The 16720-nt window shown below is 66.1% G+C and carries 18 protein-coding genes; 11 read left to right on the forward strand and 7 right to left on the reverse strand.

Features of this window, described 5'->3' with window-relative positions:
- Positions 1-2211 carry an ATP-dependent Clp protease ATP-binding subunit gene (locus A0O31_RS09615; protein WP_071677657.1) on the reverse strand — a complete coding sequence of 737 codons (2211 nt, stop codon included), beginning with the start codon at positions 2209-2211 and terminating at the stop codon, positions 1-3.
- A gap of 115 nt (positions 2212-2326) precedes the next feature.
- On the opposite strand from A0O31_RS09615, the gene A0O31_RS09620 reads away from it, so the two are divergent.
- Both A0O31_RS09620 and A0O31_RS09625 read left to right on the forward strand, forming a co-directional pair.
- Positions 2327-3847 carry a glycine--tRNA ligase gene (locus A0O31_RS09620; RefSeq protein WP_071677658.1) on the forward strand — a complete coding sequence of 507 codons (1521 nt, stop codon included), beginning with the start codon at positions 2327-2329 and terminating at the stop codon, positions 3845-3847.
- 13 nt (positions 3848-3860) lie between these two features.
- Positions 3861-4856, forward strand: a complete 996-nt coding sequence (locus A0O31_RS09625) for an aspartate-semialdehyde dehydrogenase (protein ID WP_071677971.1) — start codon at positions 3861-3863, stop codon at positions 4854-4856.
- On the opposite strand, the gene A0O31_RS09630 is transcribed toward A0O31_RS09625, so the two are convergent.
- Positions 4843-5550, reverse strand: a complete 708-nt coding sequence (locus A0O31_RS09630) for a TlyA family RNA methyltransferase (RefSeq protein ID WP_071677659.1) — start codon at positions 5548-5550, stop codon at positions 4843-4845. The genes A0O31_RS09625 and A0O31_RS09630 overlap by 14 nt on opposite strands.
- An 18-nt stretch (positions 5551-5568) precedes the next feature.
- Between A0O31_RS09630 and A0O31_RS09635 the strand changes: the two genes are divergently transcribed.
- Complete coding sequence (locus A0O31_RS09635; RefSeq protein ID WP_071677660.1) at positions 5569-5880, forward strand: DUF3234 domain-containing protein; 312 nt, start codon at positions 5569-5571, stop codon at positions 5878-5880.
- Complete coding sequence (locus A0O31_RS09640) at positions 5873-6301, forward strand: hypothetical protein (RefSeq protein ID WP_071677661.1); 429 nt, start codon at positions 5873-5875, stop codon at positions 6299-6301. The genes A0O31_RS09635 and A0O31_RS09640 overlap by 8 nt, the downstream gene beginning before the upstream one ends.
- On the opposite strand, the gene A0O31_RS09645 is transcribed toward A0O31_RS09640, so the two are convergent.
- Both A0O31_RS09645 and A0O31_RS09650 read right to left on the reverse strand, forming a co-directional pair.
- Positions 6298-7944, reverse strand: coding sequence for a glutamine--tRNA ligase/YqeY domain fusion protein (locus A0O31_RS09645; RefSeq protein ID WP_071677662.1), 1647 nt, complete (start codon positions 7942-7944; stop codon positions 6298-6300). The genes A0O31_RS09640 and A0O31_RS09645 overlap by 4 nt on opposite strands.
- Positions 7945-7958: 14 nt before the next feature.
- Entirely contained in the window at positions 7959-8720 is a 762-nt protein-coding gene (locus A0O31_RS09650) for an enoyl-CoA hydratase/isomerase family protein (protein ID WP_071677663.1), read from the reverse strand.
- A 91-nt stretch (positions 8721-8811) separates the two neighbouring features.
- On the opposite strand from A0O31_RS09650, the gene infC reads away from it, so the two are divergent.
- From infC to mqnB, 6 genes are all read left to right on the forward strand, one after another.
- Complete coding sequence (infC, locus tag A0O31_RS09655) at positions 8812-9327, forward strand: translation initiation factor IF-3 (RefSeq protein ID WP_071677664.1); 516 nt, start codon at positions 8812-8814, stop codon at positions 9325-9327.
- Between the two features lie 92 nt (positions 9328-9419).
- On the forward strand, positions 9420-9617 hold the full coding sequence (gene rpmI / locus A0O31_RS09660; protein WP_071677665.1) for a 50S ribosomal protein L35: 198 nt from the start codon (positions 9420-9422) through the stop codon (positions 9615-9617).
- A gap of 12 nt (positions 9618-9629) precedes the next feature.
- Complete coding sequence (gene rplT, locus A0O31_RS09665) at positions 9630-9992, forward strand: 50S ribosomal protein L20 (RefSeq protein WP_071677666.1); 363 nt, start codon at positions 9630-9632, stop codon at positions 9990-9992.
- Between the two features lie 53 nt (positions 9993-10045).
- Positions 10046-10510: a COG2426 family protein gene (locus tag A0O31_RS09670; RefSeq protein WP_071677667.1), complete on the forward strand. Its 465-nt coding sequence runs from the start codon at positions 10046-10048 to the stop codon at positions 10508-10510.
- Positions 10507-12168: a glycerol-3-phosphate acyltransferase gene (locus A0O31_RS09675; protein ID WP_071677668.1), complete on the forward strand. Its 1662-nt coding sequence runs from the start codon at positions 10507-10509 to the stop codon at positions 12166-12168. Before A0O31_RS09670 ends, A0O31_RS09675 begins: the two co-directional genes overlap by 4 nt.
- Positions 12168-12821 carry a futalosine hydrolase gene (mqnB, locus tag A0O31_RS09680; RefSeq protein WP_071677669.1) on the forward strand — a complete coding sequence of 218 codons (654 nt, stop codon included), beginning with the start codon at positions 12168-12170 and terminating at the stop codon, positions 12819-12821. Before A0O31_RS09675 ends, mqnB begins: the two co-directional genes overlap by 1 nt.
- A 36-nt stretch (positions 12822-12857) precedes the next feature.
- Here mqnB and A0O31_RS09685 read toward each other — a convergent pair whose 3' ends face one another.
- The 3 genes from A0O31_RS09685 to A0O31_RS09695 all read right to left on the reverse strand — a co-directional run bounded on the left by A0O31_RS09685 (position 12858) and on the right by A0O31_RS09695 (position 15705).
- On the reverse strand, positions 12858-13472 hold the full coding sequence (locus A0O31_RS09685) for a superoxide dismutase (RefSeq protein ID WP_071677670.1): 615 nt from the start codon (positions 13470-13472) through the stop codon (positions 12858-12860).
- Between the two features lie 69 nt (positions 13473-13541).
- Entirely contained in the window at positions 13542-14939 is a 1398-nt protein-coding gene (fumC, locus tag A0O31_RS09690; RefSeq protein WP_071677671.1) for a class II fumarate hydratase, read from the reverse strand.
- Positions 14940-14961: 22 nt separating this feature from the next.
- Positions 14962-15705 (reverse strand): TerC family protein, encoded by a 744-nt coding sequence (locus A0O31_RS09695; RefSeq protein ID WP_071677672.1) that lies wholly within the window; start codon positions 15703-15705, stop codon positions 14962-14964.
- A gap of 32 nt (positions 15706-15737) precedes the next feature.
- On the opposite strand from A0O31_RS09695, the gene A0O31_RS09700 reads away from it, so the two are divergent.
- On the forward strand, positions 15738-16703 hold the full coding sequence (locus tag A0O31_RS09700) for a YpdA family putative bacillithiol disulfide reductase (protein WP_071677673.1): 966 nt from the start codon (positions 15738-15740) through the stop codon (positions 16701-16703).
- Positions 16704-16720: the final 17 nt, after the last annotated feature.

Here is a 16720-nt window from a genome sequence, read left to right on the forward strand (position 1 = left end):
CTACACCAGAAGCTCCTCGCCCTCCACCTCGTGGAAGGCCAGGTGGTCCTCCTCCACGGTCACGTAAAGCCGCCCCGTGGGCTTTTTCAGGAGGGCCAGGGAGAGGGGGTCTTCGATGCGCTCCCGGATCACCCCGCGGATGGCCCGGGCGCTTCCCGTCTTGGGGGCCTGCTCCACCACGAAGCGGGCCACCTCGGGGGCAAAGGCCACCTCTATGTCCCGGCTCTTCAGCTCCTTCTGGATGTCTTCCAGCATAAGCCGGGCCACCTGGACCAACTCCTCCTCCGTGAGGGGGCGGAAGCGGATCACCTCGTCCAGGCGGTCCAAGAATTCGGGGGTGAAGAGGGCCTTCAAGGGAGACTCGGTGTCCACCTCCCTACTGGTAAAGCCGATGGCGGGGCCCACGTTGTAGCCGGTGTTGGAGGTCATGATGAGGATGACGCGGCGGAAGTCCACGGTGCGCCCCATGCCGTCCGTGAGGCGGCCTTCGTCCAGGACCTGGAGGAAGGTGTTGTAGATGTCGGGGTGGGCCTTTTCAATCTCGTCCAGGAGGACCACGCTAAAGGGCTGGCGGCGCACCGCCTCCGTGAGGCGGCCTCCTTGCTCGTAGCCCACGTAGCCGGGCGGGGCCCCGATGAGCTTGGAGATGGAGTGGGGTTCCTGGAACTCGGACATATCAAAGCGGATGAGGGCCCGCTCCGAGCCGAAGAGCACCTCGGCCAGGGCTTTGGCCAGTTGGGTTTTGCCCACGCCGCTTTGCCCCACGAAGAGGAAGCTCGCCGCCACCCGGGTCCGGCCGCCCAGGCCCACCCGGGCCCTCCTTAAGGCGCTCGCCAGGGCGCGGATGGCCTCCTCCTGGCCCACCACCCGCTTCCGCAGCTCCTCTTCCAGGCGCATGAGCTTCTCGTCGTCCTTGTCGTCCACGTAGACCCCGCCCCAGGAGTCCACCACCGCCTCAATGTCCTCCCGGGTCACCACGGGGGTGCCGTCCTCCTCCTCGGCCACGGGCAGGCCCAAGGAGGCGTTGAGGCGCACCCTCGAGGCCGCCTCGTCAATGAGGTCAATGGCCTTATCGGGGAAGTTGCGCCCGGGAAGGGAGCGGATCCCGATTTTGACCGAAAGCTCCAGGATCTCGTCCGGGATGATGACCCCGTGGTGGGCCTCGTAGCGGGGGCGGAGGCCCTTCAAGATTTCCAAGGTCTCCTCGGGGGAGGGTTCTAGGACGATAACCGGTTGGAAGCGGCGTTCCAGGGCGGCGTCCTTTTCAATGTAGCGGTGGTACTCCCCGGTGGTGGTGGCCCCAATCACCTGGATCTCTCCCCGGGCCAGGGCGGGCTTCAGGATGTTGGCGGCGTCCAGGGTACCCTCGGCCCCTCCGGCCCCGATGAGGGTGTGGAGCTCGTCAATGAAGGCGATGACCTTAGCGTTTTTGAGCTCTTCAATGATTTGGCGGAGCCTTTCCTCAAACTCGCCCCGGTACTTGGTGCCCGCCACCACCCCGGCGAGGTCAATGGCCACCACCCTGGCTCCCCGCAGGATGGGGGGAACCCGGCCCTCCACGATGGCCTGGGCCAGGCCCTCCACGATGGCGGTCTTGCCCACCCCGGGGTCGCCGATGAGGACGGGGTTGTTCTTGGTGCGCCGGGCGAGAATCTGGATGACCCGGTTGATCTCCTCCTGGCGGCCGATGACGGGGTCCAGCTTCCCTTCCCGGGCCTCCTTGGTGAGGTCGCGGCCGTACTCGTCCAGGAAGGGGGTGTTCACCGGCTTCTCCCGCTCCCGGCCTTCGGCCATGGACAGGACCCGCCAGCGGATGGCGTCCACGTCCTTGGCGAAGTGGGAGAGGATGCGGTAGGCGATCCCGTCTCCCTCGCGGATGATGCCCAAAAGGATGTGCTCCGTGCCGATGACCGAGGCGCCCATGTTGCGGGCCTCGGCGCTGGCCAGCTCCATGACCCGCCTCGCCCTGGGGGTGATGGCGGGGGGCTCGCCCGTGCGGCTCCCCTCACCCCGGCCCACCAGCTCCTCCACCATGCGGCGCATGGCCTCGAGGCTCGCCCCGTACTCCTGGAGGATGCGGGCCGCGGTGCCCCCCTCGCGCATCAGGCCCAGGAGGAGGTGCTCCGGGCCGATCATGGAGTGGCCTAAGCGGCTCCCCTCCTCCCTTGCGTAGTGAAAGACCAGCCTGGCGCGGTCGTCGTACCTGTTCATGCTCCCCTCTACCTCACATTCTAGCCTAAGCCCTGGCCCTTCGTGGGTTTGCGCCCCCGCTCACCTTGGCCTTAAGATGCCCTTTAACCGGGGCTTGGCCCCTTGGGGAGGAGAGATGCCAGCGAGCACCCTTGACGAACTGGTGGCGCTTTGCAAGCGGCGTGGGTTTATCTTCCAGGGCTCGGAAATCTATGGGGGCCTCCAGGGCACCTACGACTACGGGCCCTTAGGGGTGGAGCTCAAGAACAACCTGAAGCAAGCCTGGTGGCGCAGGAACGTCTACGAGCGGGACGATATGGAGGGCCTAGACGCCAGCATCCTCACCCACCGCTTGGTCCTCCACTACTCCGGCCACGAGGCCACCTTCGCCGACCCCATGGTGGACAACCGCATCACCAAGAAGCGGTACCGCCTGGACCACCTGCTAAAGGACCAGCCCGAGGCGGTGCTTTCCCGGCTTTACCGGGCCCTGGAGGTGGAGGAAGGCCACCTCCACGCCCTGGTGCAGGCCATGATGGCCTTCCCGGAGCGGGCCGGGGGGGCCATGACTGCCGCCGGGGTCCTGGACCCGGCCACGGGGGAGCTTGGGGACTGGACCCCGCCCCGGTACTTCAACATGATGTTCAAGACCTATGTGGGGCCGGTGGAGGAGGAGGCGGCCTTGGCCTATTTGCGGCCGGAGACCGCCCAGGGCATTTTCATCAACTTCAAGAACGTCCTGGACGCCACGAGCCGTAAGCTTCCCTTCGGCATCGCCCAGATCGGCAAGGCCTTCCGCAACGAGATCACCCCCAGGAACTTCATCTTCCGGGTGCGGGAGTTTGAGCAGATGGAGATTGAGTACTTCGTGCGCCCGGGGGAGGACGAGTACTGGCACCGCTACTGGGTGGAGGAGCGCCTCAAGTGGTGGCAGGAGATGGGCCTAAGCCGGGAAAACCTGGTGCCCTACCAGCAACCTAAGGAGGAGCTCGCCCACTACGCCAAGGCCACGGTGGACATCCTCTACCGCTTCCCCCACGGCCTAGAGGAGCTGGAGGGCATCGCCAACCGCACGGACTTTGACCTGGGGAGCCACACCAAGGACCAGGACGAGCTGGGCATCACCGCCAAGGTGCTCAGGAACGAGCATTCCACCGCCCGCCTGGCCTACCGGGACCCGGACACGGGGAAGTGGTTCGTCCCCTACGTGATAGAGCCCTCCGCCGGGGTGGACCGGGGGGTCTTGGCCCTGTTGGCCGAGGCCTTCACCCGGGAGGAACTGCCCAATGGGGAAGAGCGCATCGTCCTCAAGCTCAAGCCCCAGCTCGCCCCCATCAAGGCGGCGGTCATCCCCCTGGCCAAGAACCGCCCTGAGATCACCCAGTACGCCAAAGCCCTTAAGGCCAGGCTCCAGGCCCTGGGCCTTGGGCGCATCCTCTACGAGGACACGGGCAACATCGGCAAGGCCTACCGCCGCCACGACGAGGTGGGGACCCCCTTCGCCATCACCGTGGACTACGATACGATTGGCCAGAGCAAGGACGGCACCACCAAGCTCAAGGACACGGTCACGGTGCGGGACCGGGACACCATGGAGCAGATCAGGCTCCACGTGGACGAGCTGGAGGGGTTTTTGCGGGAGAAGCTTAGGTGGTGATACCATGGGCGGCATGAGGGTAGCCGTGGTGGGGGCCACGGGGGCCGTGGGGCAGGAAATCCTCAAGGTCCTCGAGGCCCGCAACTTTCCCCTAAGCGACCTGAGGCTCTACGCCTCCCCCCGCTCCGCTGGGAAGCGCCTGGCCTTCAAGGGGGAGGAAATCCCCGTGGAGCCCTTGCCCGAGGGTCCCCTGCCCGCCGATCTTATTCTGGCGAGCGCCGGCGGGGCGCTTTCCAAGGCCCTCGCTCCCCGTTGGGTGGAGGGGGGTGCGGTGGTGGTGGACAACTCCAGCGCCTTCCGCTACGAGCCCTGGGTGCCTCTGGTGGTGCCCGAGGTGAACCGGGAGGCCATCTTCCGCCACCAGGGGATCATCGCCAACCCCAACTGCACCACGGCCATCCTGGCCATGGCCCTTTGGCCCCTGCACCGGGCCTTTCGGGCCAAGCGGGTGGTGGTGGCCACCTACCAGGCGGCCTCGGGGGCGGGAGCGAAGGGGATGGAGGAGCTTCTCAGGGAAACCCACCGCTTTCTCCACGGGCAAACCCCGGAGGCCGAGGTCTTCGCCCACCCCCTTCCCTTCAACGTCATCCCTCACATAGACGCTTTCCAGGAAAACGGCTACACCCGGGAGGAGATGAAGGTGGTGTGGGAGACCCACAAGATCTTTGGGGACGACTCCATCCGTATCAGCGCCACCGCGGTGCGGGTCCCCACCCTCAGGGCGCACGCGGAAGCGGTGAGCGTGGAGTTCGCCGAGCCCGTGACCCCCGAGGCGGCGCGGGAGGTCTTAAGGCAGGCCCCCGGGGTGGAGGTGGTGGACGAGCCTTTGGCCAAGCGCTACCCCATGCCCCTCACCGCCAGCCACAAGTGGAACGTGGAGGTCGGGCGGGTCCGCCAAAGCCTCGCCTTTGAGAACGGCCTGGACTTTTTCGTGGTGGGGGACCAGCTCCTAAAGGGAGCGGCCCTCAACGCCGTGCAGATCGCCGAGGAGTGGCTTAAGGGCGCCTGAGCCAAAGCCAGACCTCCCGGTTCCCCTCCTTGCCCGGGAGGGGGCTTTCCTTTTCCCCGAGTACCTGGAAGCCCAAAGCTTCCGCCCTTTCCCGCACCCGGCGGAGGGCTTCCCGCCGAAGGCCTTCGTCCCGCACCACCCCCGTGTGGGCTCCCGGCCAGAGCTCAAACTGGGGCTTGACCAGGACCAAAGCGTCCCCTCCGGGCCTGAGGAGTTCTAAGGCCTTGGGCAGGAGAAGGGTGGAGGAGATAAAGGACACATCCATGACCAGGAGGTCCACGGGCTCGGGGAGGTGGAGGGTGCGGGCGTCCTGCTCCTCCAGGCTCACCACCCGGGGGTCCTGGCGCAAGGTGGGGTGGAGCTGCCCCTTCCCCACGTCCACGGCGTAGACCCGCCGCGCCCCCCTTTCCAAAAGCACCTGGGTGAACCCTCCCGTGCTCGCCCCCACGTCCACCGCCACCTTGCCCGCCACGTCCAGGGGGAAGGCCTCCAGGGCCCCCAGGAGCTTGTGGGCGCCCCGGCTCACGTACCGGGCCTCCTCCAAGACCTCCACCCGGGCCCCCTCGGGCACGGGGAAGGCGGGCTTCGCCACCACCTTCCCCTCCACCCGCACCTTGCCCTGGACGATGAGGGCTTTGGCCTTCTCCCGGCTTTCCGCAAGGCCCTTTTCCACTAGGTACCGGTCCAGGCGCACGGAAGGTATTATCTACCCGTGGAGCCCGAGCTTTCCGGGGTTTGGTACGTGTTGGAGGGGGAGCCGGGGGAGCACCTGGTGGTGGAGGCCCTGGGCCAGCGGCTTTCCGGGATTTGGACGCGCCGGGAGCTGGCCGAGGCCTTCCTCGCCCATCATCCCCACCTAGGGATGCGGGTGAGCCCCTTGGAAAGCCCGGCCCTGAAGGAGGCCTTTCTTCGGGCCTTGGGGATGCTCCAGGTGGAAGCGGTCATGGTGGACTACCGGCCTGGGGGGCACCGGGCCCAGGTGGCCAAGGTGGTGGAACTCTTAAAGGAGGTGCGGCGTGCGTAGGGTTGTGGCGCTTCTTGGGGTTCTTTTGGCCTTGGGGCTAGCCCAGCGGGCGGAGGTGAGCCTGGGTAGCCCCTTCGGGGTGCAGGGGGGTGTGCGCTTCCCCCTGGTGCCCCTTGTGCTGGACGGGCGGGTCTATGGGGGGGTGGGCCTCGAGGCCCTGGGGGGAGGGATGGACCTTCTCCTCAAGCTTCCCCTCACCGACCTCTACCTGGGCCTGGGGGCCTTCTACGGCACGGGGCCCGCCCTGAGCTTCCCCGGGGATGCCCGCGGCCAGGGGGGGGTGCGGGCGGTCTTGGGCACCTGGCTCAACCTGCCCCTGCCCCTCCTCGGGGCCTACCTGGAGGTCCACCCCACCTATTACCTAACCCCCACCCAGGGCTTCGGGGTGGGGGCGGCCTTGGGCCTCAGCGTGGGCCTTTAGGCCTTGTACCCCTCCTTGAGGGGGACGATGCGGTTTAGGACCAGGGCGCCGGGCCTCGAGTCCACGGGGTCCTGCCAGAAGTAGCCCAGGCGTTCCAGCTGGTAACGGGTGTCCTTGGGGTCTTGGGCGAGGCTGGGCTCCACGTAGCCCCGCTTCACCACCAAGGCCTCGGGGTTCAGGTTCTTCAGGAAGTCCCCGCCCTCCTCCGGGTCCTTGGTGAGGAAAAGCCGGTTGTAGAGGCGGAACTCCACGGGTAGGGCGTGGCGGGCGGAAACCCAGTGGATGACCCCTTTCGGTTTGACCCCATCTTCCGGGTTGGCCCCCAGGGTCCCGGGGACGATGCGGGCCTTGAGGAGCTTCACCTCGCCTCCCTCTTCCACCACGTCCTCCAGCTCTATCACGTAGGCGTGGCGGAGGCGCACCCGCTGCCCTGGGGCGAAGCGCTTCCAGCCCTTGGGAGGGTTGAGGGCGAAGTCCGTGCGCTCAATGTAGAGTTCTGGGGAAAAGGGCAGGGGACGGGTGCCCTCCTTGGGGATGTCCCGGGGCCAGTAGGGGGCCTCGATCCACTCCTCCCCGTGGTAGTTGGTGAGGAGGATCTTGAGAGGCTCCAGCACCCCCAGAACCCGGGGGGCGATGGGGTTCAGGTCGTCTCGCACCACCTCCTCAAAGAGGTCCATCTCAATGAGGGCCTCGTTGCGGGAGATCCCCGTGCGCCGCACGAACTCGAGGATGGCCTCGGGCCGCACCCCCCGCCTGCGAAGGGCCCTTAAGGTGGGAAGCCTGGGGTCGTCCCAGCCCGAGACGTACCCTCCTTCCACCAGCCGGATGAGCTTGCGCTTGGAGAGGACCGTGTGGCTCAGGTCCAGCCGGGCGAACTCGTACTGGTAGGGCCTGGGCGCCTCGGGCAGGCCGCACTTCCCCTTGAGGTTCTCAATGACCCAGTCGTAGACCGCCCGGTTGTTCTCAAACTCCAGGGTGCAGAGGGAGTGGGTCACGCCCTCAATGAAGTCCTCGAGGGGATGGGCGTAATCGTACATGGGGTAGATGACCCACTGGTCCCCCGCGTGGTAGTGGGGGGCGTGGACGATGCGGTAAAGCACCGGGTCCCGCAGCTTGAAGTTGGGATGGGCGGGGTCAATCTTGGCCCTTAGGACCCGGCTTCCCGTGGGGAACTCTCCCCGGCGCATCCTTTCAAAGAGCTCCAGGTTTTCCTCCACGCTCCGTTCCCGGTAGGGGCTCGGCTTGCCCTGGGCCCTGAGGGCGCTCATCTCCTCCTCGGAAAGGTCGTCCACGTAGGCCTTGCCCTCTTGGATGAGGACCAGGGCGCATGCGTACATCGTTTCAAAGTAGTCCGAGGCGTAAAGGACCCTACTCGGCGTGAAGCCCAGCCAGCGCACGTCCTCCTCAATGGCCCGGGCGTACTCCTCCTTCTCCGTTTCGGGGTTGGTGTCGTCGTAGCGGAGGTTGCACTCCCCGCCAAAGTCCAGGGCAAGGCCGAAGTTGAGGACGATGCTCCGGGCGTGCCCGATGTGCAGGTAACCGTTGGGTTCGGGGGGGAAGCGGGTGAGGAGCCTGGGGTACTTTCCCTCCTTGAGGTCCCGCGCCACGATTTCGGTGATGAAGCATTCCGGGACGAGGCCCATAACCCAAGTCTACGTCAGAAACGGGGCTTCCTTTTCTCAAAGAAGGCGCGGATGCCCTCCTTGAGGTCCCCCGTTTCCCGCACCCAGGCGTTGGCCAAGGCGGCGAGGCGGAAGCCGTCCTCGAGGCCCATCCCCGGCAGGGCGAGCAGGAGCTCCTTGGTGAGGCGCAAGGAGGAGGGGGCGTTTTGCGCCACCTCCTCCGCCAGGGCCACCGCCACCTCCAGGGCCTTTCCCGGGGGGCTTAGGCGGTTCACAAGGCCCAGGGCCTTGGCCTCTTTCGCCTCCAGGAGGCGCCCCGTGAGGAGGAGGTCCTTGGCCACCTTTTCCCCCACGGCCCGCACGAGGATCACGGAGACCAGGGCGGCCACGAAGCCGATCTTGACCTCGGTGTAGCCGAGCTTGGCCCCCTCCTCCATGACCACGAGGTCGCAGGCGGTGGCCAGCCCGGCCCCGCCCGCCACCGCCGGGCCGTTCACCGCCGCCACCGTGGGCTTGGGGAAGGTGTAGAGGCGGTGGAAGAGGCGCATGAGGGAAAGGGAGTGGCGGTAGTTTTCCTCCGCCCCCATCTCCGTGACCCTTTCCAAAAAGGCCAGGTCCGCCCCAGCGCTAAAGGCCTGGCCCTTTCCCGTGAGGACCACCGCCTTGGCCTCGGGGTCTTCCTCCGCCTCGTCCAGGGCCTTCAGGAGGCCCTCCACCATGGCGGGGGAGAGGGGGTTGCGCCGCTCGGGGTCGTTCAGGTAAAGGCGGTAGACCCGCCCGCGTTCCACCTGGACCATGCCCCCATTGTAGTGGGAAAGCCTTCCTGCTAGACTGCCCTTAGCCCGCACAGGAAGAGGCCGAGGCCCTGCGGGCTAGGAGGTGGTGTAGATAAAGGAGTACCTGGTAAACGAACGCATCCGCGCCAAACAGGTGAGGGTCATCGGACCCGACGGGCAGCAACTCGGCATCATGGACACGCGGGAGGCCTTGCGCCTTGCGGAGGAGCAGGACCTGGACCTGGTCCTGGTGGGCCCCACCGCCGACCCCCCCGTGGCCCGCATCATGGACTACTCCAAGTGGCGCTACGAGCAGCAGGTGGCGGAGAAGGAGGCCCGGAAGAAGGCCAAGCGCACCGAGGTCAAGTCCATCAAGTTCCGGGTCAAGATTGACGACCACGACTATCAGACCAAGCTCAACCATATCAAGCGCTTCCTGGAGGAGGGGCACAAGGTCAAGGTCACCATCATGTTCCGGGGGCGGGAGATGAGCCACCCCGAGCTTGGGGAAAGGCTTTTGAACCGCGTGGCCGAGGACCTCAAGGGCCTTGCCGTGGTGGAGATGAAGCCCGAGCTTTTGGGCCGGGATATGAACATGCTCCTGGCGCCCGCCAAGGTGTCTGCCTAGACGGAAGGCTTTGCCCTTGGTATAGTGGGAGGGCTTTTGGGGAGCCCTTAAGACCCCCTGGAGGGGCGCTTCCCAAGGGCAGGAGGAAGCGTATGCCAAAGATGAAGACCCATAAGGGCGCCAAGAAGCGGGTAAAGGTGACCGCTTCGGGCAAGGTGGTGGCCATGAAGACGGGCAAGCGGCACCTCAACTGGCACAAGTCCGGTAAGGAGATCCGGCAGAAGGGGCGGAAGTTCACCCTGGCCAAGCCCGAGGCGGAGCGGATCAAGCTCCTCCTCCCCTACGCGTAAAGGAGGTAGTGGATGCCGCGCGCCAAAACCGGGGTTGTCCGCCGCAGGAAGCACAAGAAGATCCTGAAGCTCGCCAAGGGTTACTGGGGCCTCCGCTCCAAGAGCGTGCGCAAGGCCCGGGAAACCCTCTTCGCCGCCGGGAACTATGCCTATGCCCACCGCAAGCGGAAGAAGCGGGATTTCCGCAAGCTCTGGATCGTGCGCATCAACGCCGCTTGCCGCCAACACGGGCTCAACTACTCCTCCTTCATCCACGGCTTGAAGAAGGCGGGGGTGGAGCTGGACCGCAAGGTCTTGGCGGATCTGGCGGTGCGGGAGCCCCAGGTCTTTGCCGAGCTCGTGGAGAAGGCCAAGGCCGCCCGGGCCTCGGCCTAAAGCGGGCCCCTTTGCGCCCTGCGGGAGGCTTCCTGGCAGGGCGCCATTTCCCTATGCCGCCTGAGCTTTACGTGGTCTTGGTGGCCGCCCTGCCCGTGGTGGAGCTAAGGGGGGCGATCCCCTTGGGGGTGGCCTTAGGGCTTCCCCCGTGGGAGGCTTTCCTCTTAAGCCTTCTCGGCAACCTCTTGGTGGCTCCCGTGGCCCTGGCGCTCCTGCCCTGGGCGGTGGGCCTGGCCACCCGCAACCCCTTTTTCGCCCGGCTGTGGCGGGCCCTCGAGGCCCGGGTGCGGCTTAGAGGGGAAGAGCAGGTCCAGCGGCTTGGGGCCCTAGGCCTTTTCCTCTTTGTGGCCGTGCCCCTTCCGGGCACCGGGGCTTGGAGCGGGGCGGTCCTCGCCGTGGTGCTCGGGCTTAGGCGGCGCTACGCCCTCCTGGCCATCTCCTTGGGGGTCTTAGGCGCGGGGCTTATCGTCCTCCTCCTTACCGGGGGGGCGGTGGCCGGGCTAAACTACCTGCGATGAGCGTTTTCCTCTTCCCCTTGGCCTACCTGGTGGGGGCGCTTCCTTTGGGCCACTGGCTTGCCCGGCGGCGGGGGGTGGACCTGCGCACGGCAAGCCCCTACACCTTAGGCCTAGAGAACGCCTTTAGGCGCCTGGGCGTGGGGCTTACCCTCCTGGCCTTTGTCCTGGATTTCTTGAAAGGGTATTTGCCCCTTCTTTTGGGGCGTGCCCTCGGGCTTTCCCTGGCGGAGCTTCTCCTTTTGGGGATAGCGGCCTACCTGGGCCACCTCTACCCCCTTTTCCTCCGCGACCCTTGGCCGCTTCGGGCCAAGGGGGCCGGGGTCCTCTTGGGCATCGTGGCGGGGCTTCCCTTGCCCCCCGCCTTGGGGATGGTGCCCGTGGCCTTGGGCCTTACCCTTTACGCCCTCACGGGCTACGCCTCCTTGGGGGCCTTGGGGCTTCCCTTGGGCCTCCTCTTGGCGGGGTTCCCCGGGGGGTGGGGCGGGGCGGAAAGGCTTCTCGCCTTGGGGCTTTTCCTCCTCGCCCTTTGGCGCTACAAGGAAAACTTGGGCCGGATCCTCGAGGGCACCGAACCTAAGCTGGGAAACCCCTTGCCCCTTCCCTCGGAGCGGCAGGTGGTCTGCGCCTTCCTCATCCACCCCCTCACCCTGGAGGATTTCTGGCAAAGCCCCCGGTTTCGCTGGCTTAGGCCTTTGGTCCGCCTGGGGCTTCTGCGGCAGGGGTGGATGGAATGGCTGGCGGAGCGCTTCCGCCCCATGAAGGTGGGGGAGGTGCGCGGGGTCAAGACGGCGGATGGGCGGGAGGTGCTCTGCCACCTGATCTCCGCTCCCCTTCTGCCCCACCAGATCAAGGGGAAGCCGGAGCTGGCGGTAAAGCGGGCCATCCAGGGGGCGAGGCTTGCCCGGGAGCTTGGGGCCACGGTGGTGGGTCTTGGGGCCTTTTGGAGCGTGGTGGGGGAGAAGGGGAAGAAGGTACAGGAAGCGGTGCCGGGGATTGAGGTGACCAACGGGGGCGCCTACACCGCGGGCACGGTAAAGGCGGCCATCCCCCAGATCCTCGCCCACTTCGCCCAAAGCGGCAAGGACCTAAAGGCCACCACCGCCGCCGTGGTGGGGGCCAACGGGGTGGTGGCCTTCGGCATTGCCCGGCAGATCGCCCCCCTGGTGGGCCGGCTTGTCCTGGTGGGGCGGGACCTGGAACGGCTTGGGCGGGCGGCGGAGACCTTGAGGAAGAACCTGGAGCGCAAAGGGGAAGCCCCGGAGATCCGGGTAAGCACCGAGGTGGCGGCCATCCGGGAGGCGGACCTCGTCTTCACCGCCACCAGCGACCCCAACCCCGTCATCTACCCCGAGCACGTGAAGCCCGGGGCCTGGATCTACGACGAGGGGGTGCCCCCGGACGTCCACCCCTCCGTGCGGGAGGTGCCGGGGGTGCGGGTCATCCCCGGAGGGGTGGTGCGGCTTCCCGGGGAGGCGTGGGCCACCTTGGACCTCCACTTCGGCGCTCCCAACCAGGTGCCCGCCTGCCTGGCGGAAACCATGATCCTGGCGGCGGAGGAGGCCTTTGACCGCAAGAGTCTCGGGGGGGAGGTTAGGGCGGAGAACATCCAGTTCTTCGTGGAGCGGGCGGAGGCCTTGGGCTTCCGGGTGGTGGATTAGTGTGGCTTCTCCTTTCCCCCACGGCCCTCGAGGCCCCCTTCCTGGAAGGGGAGGCCTTCTCTTTCCTCGGGCGCAAGGGGCTTAGGGGAAGGGGCTTCGTCTACCTGGAAACGGGCATCGGCAAGGTGAATGCCGCCCTAACCCTGGCCCTTTGGGCGGCCACCCACAAGGTGGAAAAGGCCCTCCTCTTGGGCATCGCCGGGGCCTATCCGGGTAGCGGCCTCCGCCCGGGGGATCTGGTCCTGGTGGGGGAGGAGGTGGAGGCGGACCTGGGCGTAAGGGAGGGCCTAAAGGCCCTGGGCTTTTCCGCTTGGGAGCAGGAAGGGGAGCGCTTCTATAACCGCTTTCCCCTGGACAAGGGCCTCACCCAGAACCTGGCCCGGCGCCTGGGCCTTCGGGTCGTCACCGGCCTCACCCGGGACCTGGTTTCGGAAAGCCTCGAGGAAGCCCTGGCCTTGGCCCACCGGTGGAACGCCGCCCTGGAGAACATGGAAGGGGCAGCCTTCGCCCGGGCCTGCCTCGCCCTCGGCATCCAAGGGGCGGAGCTTCGGGCCATCTCCAACCCTGCGGGCGTCCGGGACAAGGGGGCTTGGCGGGTGAAGGAGGCGGTGGCGGCTCTGGAAAAGGCAGTGGCCCGCCTCTTGGAAGGGTAAAGGGGGCCTTCCGGCCCCCTGGAAGCGCAACCTCCCTTAGGCCTTCTTGTAGAAAGCCTCCGCCACGTCCCAGTTGAGCACGTTCCAGATGGCCTGGAGGTAATCCGCCCGGCGGTTTTGGTACTTCAGGTAGTAGGCGTGCTCCCAGACGTCAATGCCCACGATGGGGGTGAAGCCCTCCATCACGGGGTTGTCCTGGTTGGGGGTGGAGAGGACGTGGAGCTTGCCGAAGGGGTCCTTGACAAGCCAGGCCCAGCCCGAGCCGAAGCGGCCCATGGCCGCCTGGGTGAGCTTTTCCTTTAGCGCCTGGAAGCCCCCCAGTTGCTCGTCAATGGCCTTCTTGAGCTCCCCCACGGGCTCCTTGGCCCCACCCGGGGTCAGGAGTTGCCAGAAAAGGCTATGGTTCAGGTGCCCGCCCCCGTTGTTGCGCACCGCCATTTGGATGTCCTGGGGCAGGGCGGCCAGGTGGCGGAGGAGCACCTCCAGCTCCACGCCGTGGAGGTAGGGGTACTTCTCCAGGGCGGCGTTGAGGTTGTTCACGTAGGCCCCGTGGTGCTTCTGGTGGTGGATCTCCATGGTCTGGGCGTCAATGTGGGGCTCTAGGGCCGCATAGGGGTAACCGAGCTCGGGTAGCTTAAACGGATACGGCATACTTCACCTCCCAAGCTCCACTATAAAGCGCCCACCCCCCTCAGGGGGTGGGCCTTCTCACAAAGCGTCCTAGCCCTCGTGGGGCTTGGCCAGCTTTAGGGGCACCACGATGCGGTCAAATTCCTCTTCCGTGAGATAGCCCAGCTCCAAGGCCGCCTGTTTTAGGGACTTTTTCTCCTTGATGGCCTTTTTCACGATTTCCGCCGCCTTGTCGTACCCGATGGCCTTGTTCAGGGCGGTGGCCAGCATGGGGTTCTTCTGCAGGTGCTCCTCAATCCGCTCCAGGTTGGGCTCAATCCCCTTGGCCAGGTGCTCGTTGAAGGACTCCATGGCGTCTGCCAGGAGATTGATGGACTCGAGGGCCGCATCCACCATCACCGGCTTGTAGACGTTGAGCTGGAAGTTCCCCTGGCTTCCGGCAAAGGCCACGGCGTGGTCGTTGCCATAGACCCGCACCACCACCATGGTGAGGGCCTCCACCTGGGTAGGGTTCACCTTGCCGGGCATGATGGAGGAGCCGGGCTCATTGGCCGGGATGAAGATCTCCCCGATTCCCCCGTAAGGCCCCGAGGCCAGCCAGCGGATATCGTTCCCGATCTTCATGAGGGCCCCGGCCAGGGTGCGCAAAGCCCCCATTGCGTGGACCAGCTCGTCGTGGGCGGCCAAAGCGGCGAAGCGGTTCTGGGCCACCCGGAAGGGAAGGGCCGTCTCCTCCGCCAGGTACCGGGCCACCAGTTCGCCGAAGCGGGGGTGGGCGTTGAGGCCCGTGCCCACGGCGGTGCCCCCGATGGCGAGGTTGTAGAGGCCCTTTTCCGCCTCCTTCACCATCCCCAGGGTGTTCCTTAGCTGGGCGGCCCAGCTGCCGATTTCCTGCCCCAGGGTGATGGGCACGGCGTCCATGAGGTGGGTGCGCCCGATTTTGACGATGCTGTCAAAGGCCTTGGCCTTCTCCTCAAAGGTGGCGATGAGGGCTTCCGCCGCCGGGTAAAGCCGTTGGTGGAGGGCCAGGGCCGTGGCCACGTACATGGCGGTGGGGAAGGTGTCGTTGGAGCTCTGGCCCCGGTTCACGTGGTCGTTGGGGTGGACGTACTTGCTCCCCAGGGGCTTGCCCAGAATCTCCGAGGCCCGGTTGGCGATGACCTCGTTCACGTTCATGTTGGTCTGGGTGCCCGAACCCGTCTGGAAGACCACCAGGGGGAAGTGCTCGTCCAGCTTGCCCTGGACCACCTCCTCCGCCGCCTGGATGATGGCCTTGGCGATCTCCTCGGGGAGTTCGCCCAGCTCCAAGTTGGCTCTGGCGGCGGCCTTTTTTAGCATCCCGTAGGCCCTTATGACCTCTAGGGGCATGCGGAAGCGCCAGGCCCCAATCTTAAAGTGCTCCAGGGAACGCTGGGTCTGGGCTCCCCAGTACTTGTCCGCCGGCACCTTCACCTCGCCCATGGTGTCCCGCTCAATCCGGTATTCCATAGGACCACCCTCCGGCCCGATTTTACCCTTCCTCTTCGTAGGGCTGGTGGAGCTTCACGGGCTTGCCCCTTAGCCCCGCCCTGAGGTTTAGCCACTCCACGAAGACGGCGAAGCCCATGGCGAAGTAGATGTAGCCCTTGGGGATGTGGACCCCGCTCCCTTCCGCCACCAGGGTGAAGCCGATGAGGAGGAGGAAGCTTAGGGCGAGCATCTTCACCGTGGGGTGTTCGTTCACGAAGGCGTAGATCCCCTTGGAGGCCAGGAGCATGATGGCTACGGAAATGAGGATGGCCGCCACCATCACGGGCACATAGCGGGTGAGGCCCACGGCGGTGATCACGGAGTCAATGGAAAAGACGATGTCCAATAGGAGGACCTGGGCGATGACGCTGGCGAAGCTCGGGGCCACCCGCTTCACGGCATGCCCCGGTTCCCCTTCCAGCTTCTCGTGGATTTCCTTCACAGACTTGTAGATGAGGAAAAGCCCTCCGGCGATGAGGACCAGGTCCTTCCCCGTGACCTCGTGGCCCATAAGGGCGAAGAGGGGTTTCTTAAGCGCCATGATCCAGGCGATGGAGAGGAGGAAGAGGATGCGGGTTACCGCCGCCAGGCTTAGGCCCAGGACCCGGGCCCGGTCCTGCTCCTCCTTGGGAAGCTTGGAAGCCAGGATGCTGATGAAGATCACGTTGTCCACGCCCAGGACCACCTCCAGCACCGTGAGGGTGACGAGGGCGATCCAGACCTCGGGGTTAGCGAGCCACTCCATGGGCAAGAACTATACCCCATAAACTGGGGAGCATGGTGGACGTGTTGGTGGTGGGGGCTGGACCCGTGGGGCTTGCCGCTGCCATAGAGGCCAAGCGCCTTGGGCTTTCCCACCTGGTTTTGGAAAGGGGCACGGTGGCGGAGACCATCTACCGCTTTCCCCGGGACCTGGTCTTCTTCTCCGAGAGCAAGAACATAGAAATCGGCGGACACCCTCTGGTGTCCCACGGCCCCAAGCCCACCCGCAAGGAGGCCCTCCTCTACTACCAGCGCGTGGCGGAGCGGGAGGCCCTGGGTGTCCTCACCTATACCGAGGTCTTGCGCATCCAGGGCCAGGAGGGGGCCTTCCAGGTTTTCGCCCGGGAGGGGCGGGGGGAGAGGACCTTTCTCGCCCGCTACGTGGTCCTGGCCACGGGCTACTACGGCAACCCCAACCGCCTTGGGGTGCCCGGGGAGGACCTGCCCCATGTCCTTTACCGTTACGAGGAAGGGGCGGCCTTTTTCGGCCGCAAGGTGGCGGTGGTGGGGGGGAGCAACTCGGCGGTGGAGGCGGCCCTGGAGCTTTACCGGGCTGGGGCGAGGGTGACCCTGGTCCACCGGGGGAGGTGGGTGCGCCCCAGCGTCAAGTACTGGCTTCTTCCCGACTTTGAAAACCGGGTAAAGGAGGGGAGCATAGCGGCCCTTATGGAGGCGGAGGTGGAGGCCATAACCCCTGAGGGCCTTTGGCTTAGGCGCCCCGCGGGGCGGGCGTTTTTGGAGGCGGACTTCGTGCTGGTCCTCATCGGCTACCGGGCCGAGGACCGCCTTCTCCGGGAAGCCGGGGTGGCTTACGAAGGGGAAACGCCTCGCCTAAGCCCTGAGTTTGAAACCTCCATCCCGGGCCTTTTCGCCGTGGGTTCCTGCGCCTATGGCCCTGAAACCCGTTCGGTTTTCATAGAAAACGGCCGGGAACACGCCAAAGTGGCCCTTGCCGCCATCGCCAGGCGGCTTGCCCCTTGACACCCCCTTGGGGGGCA

This window comes from Thermus brockianus (genome assembly GCF_001880325.1).
Classification (GTDB): domain Bacteria; phylum Deinococcota; class Deinococci; order Deinococcales; family Thermaceae; genus Thermus; species Thermus brockianus.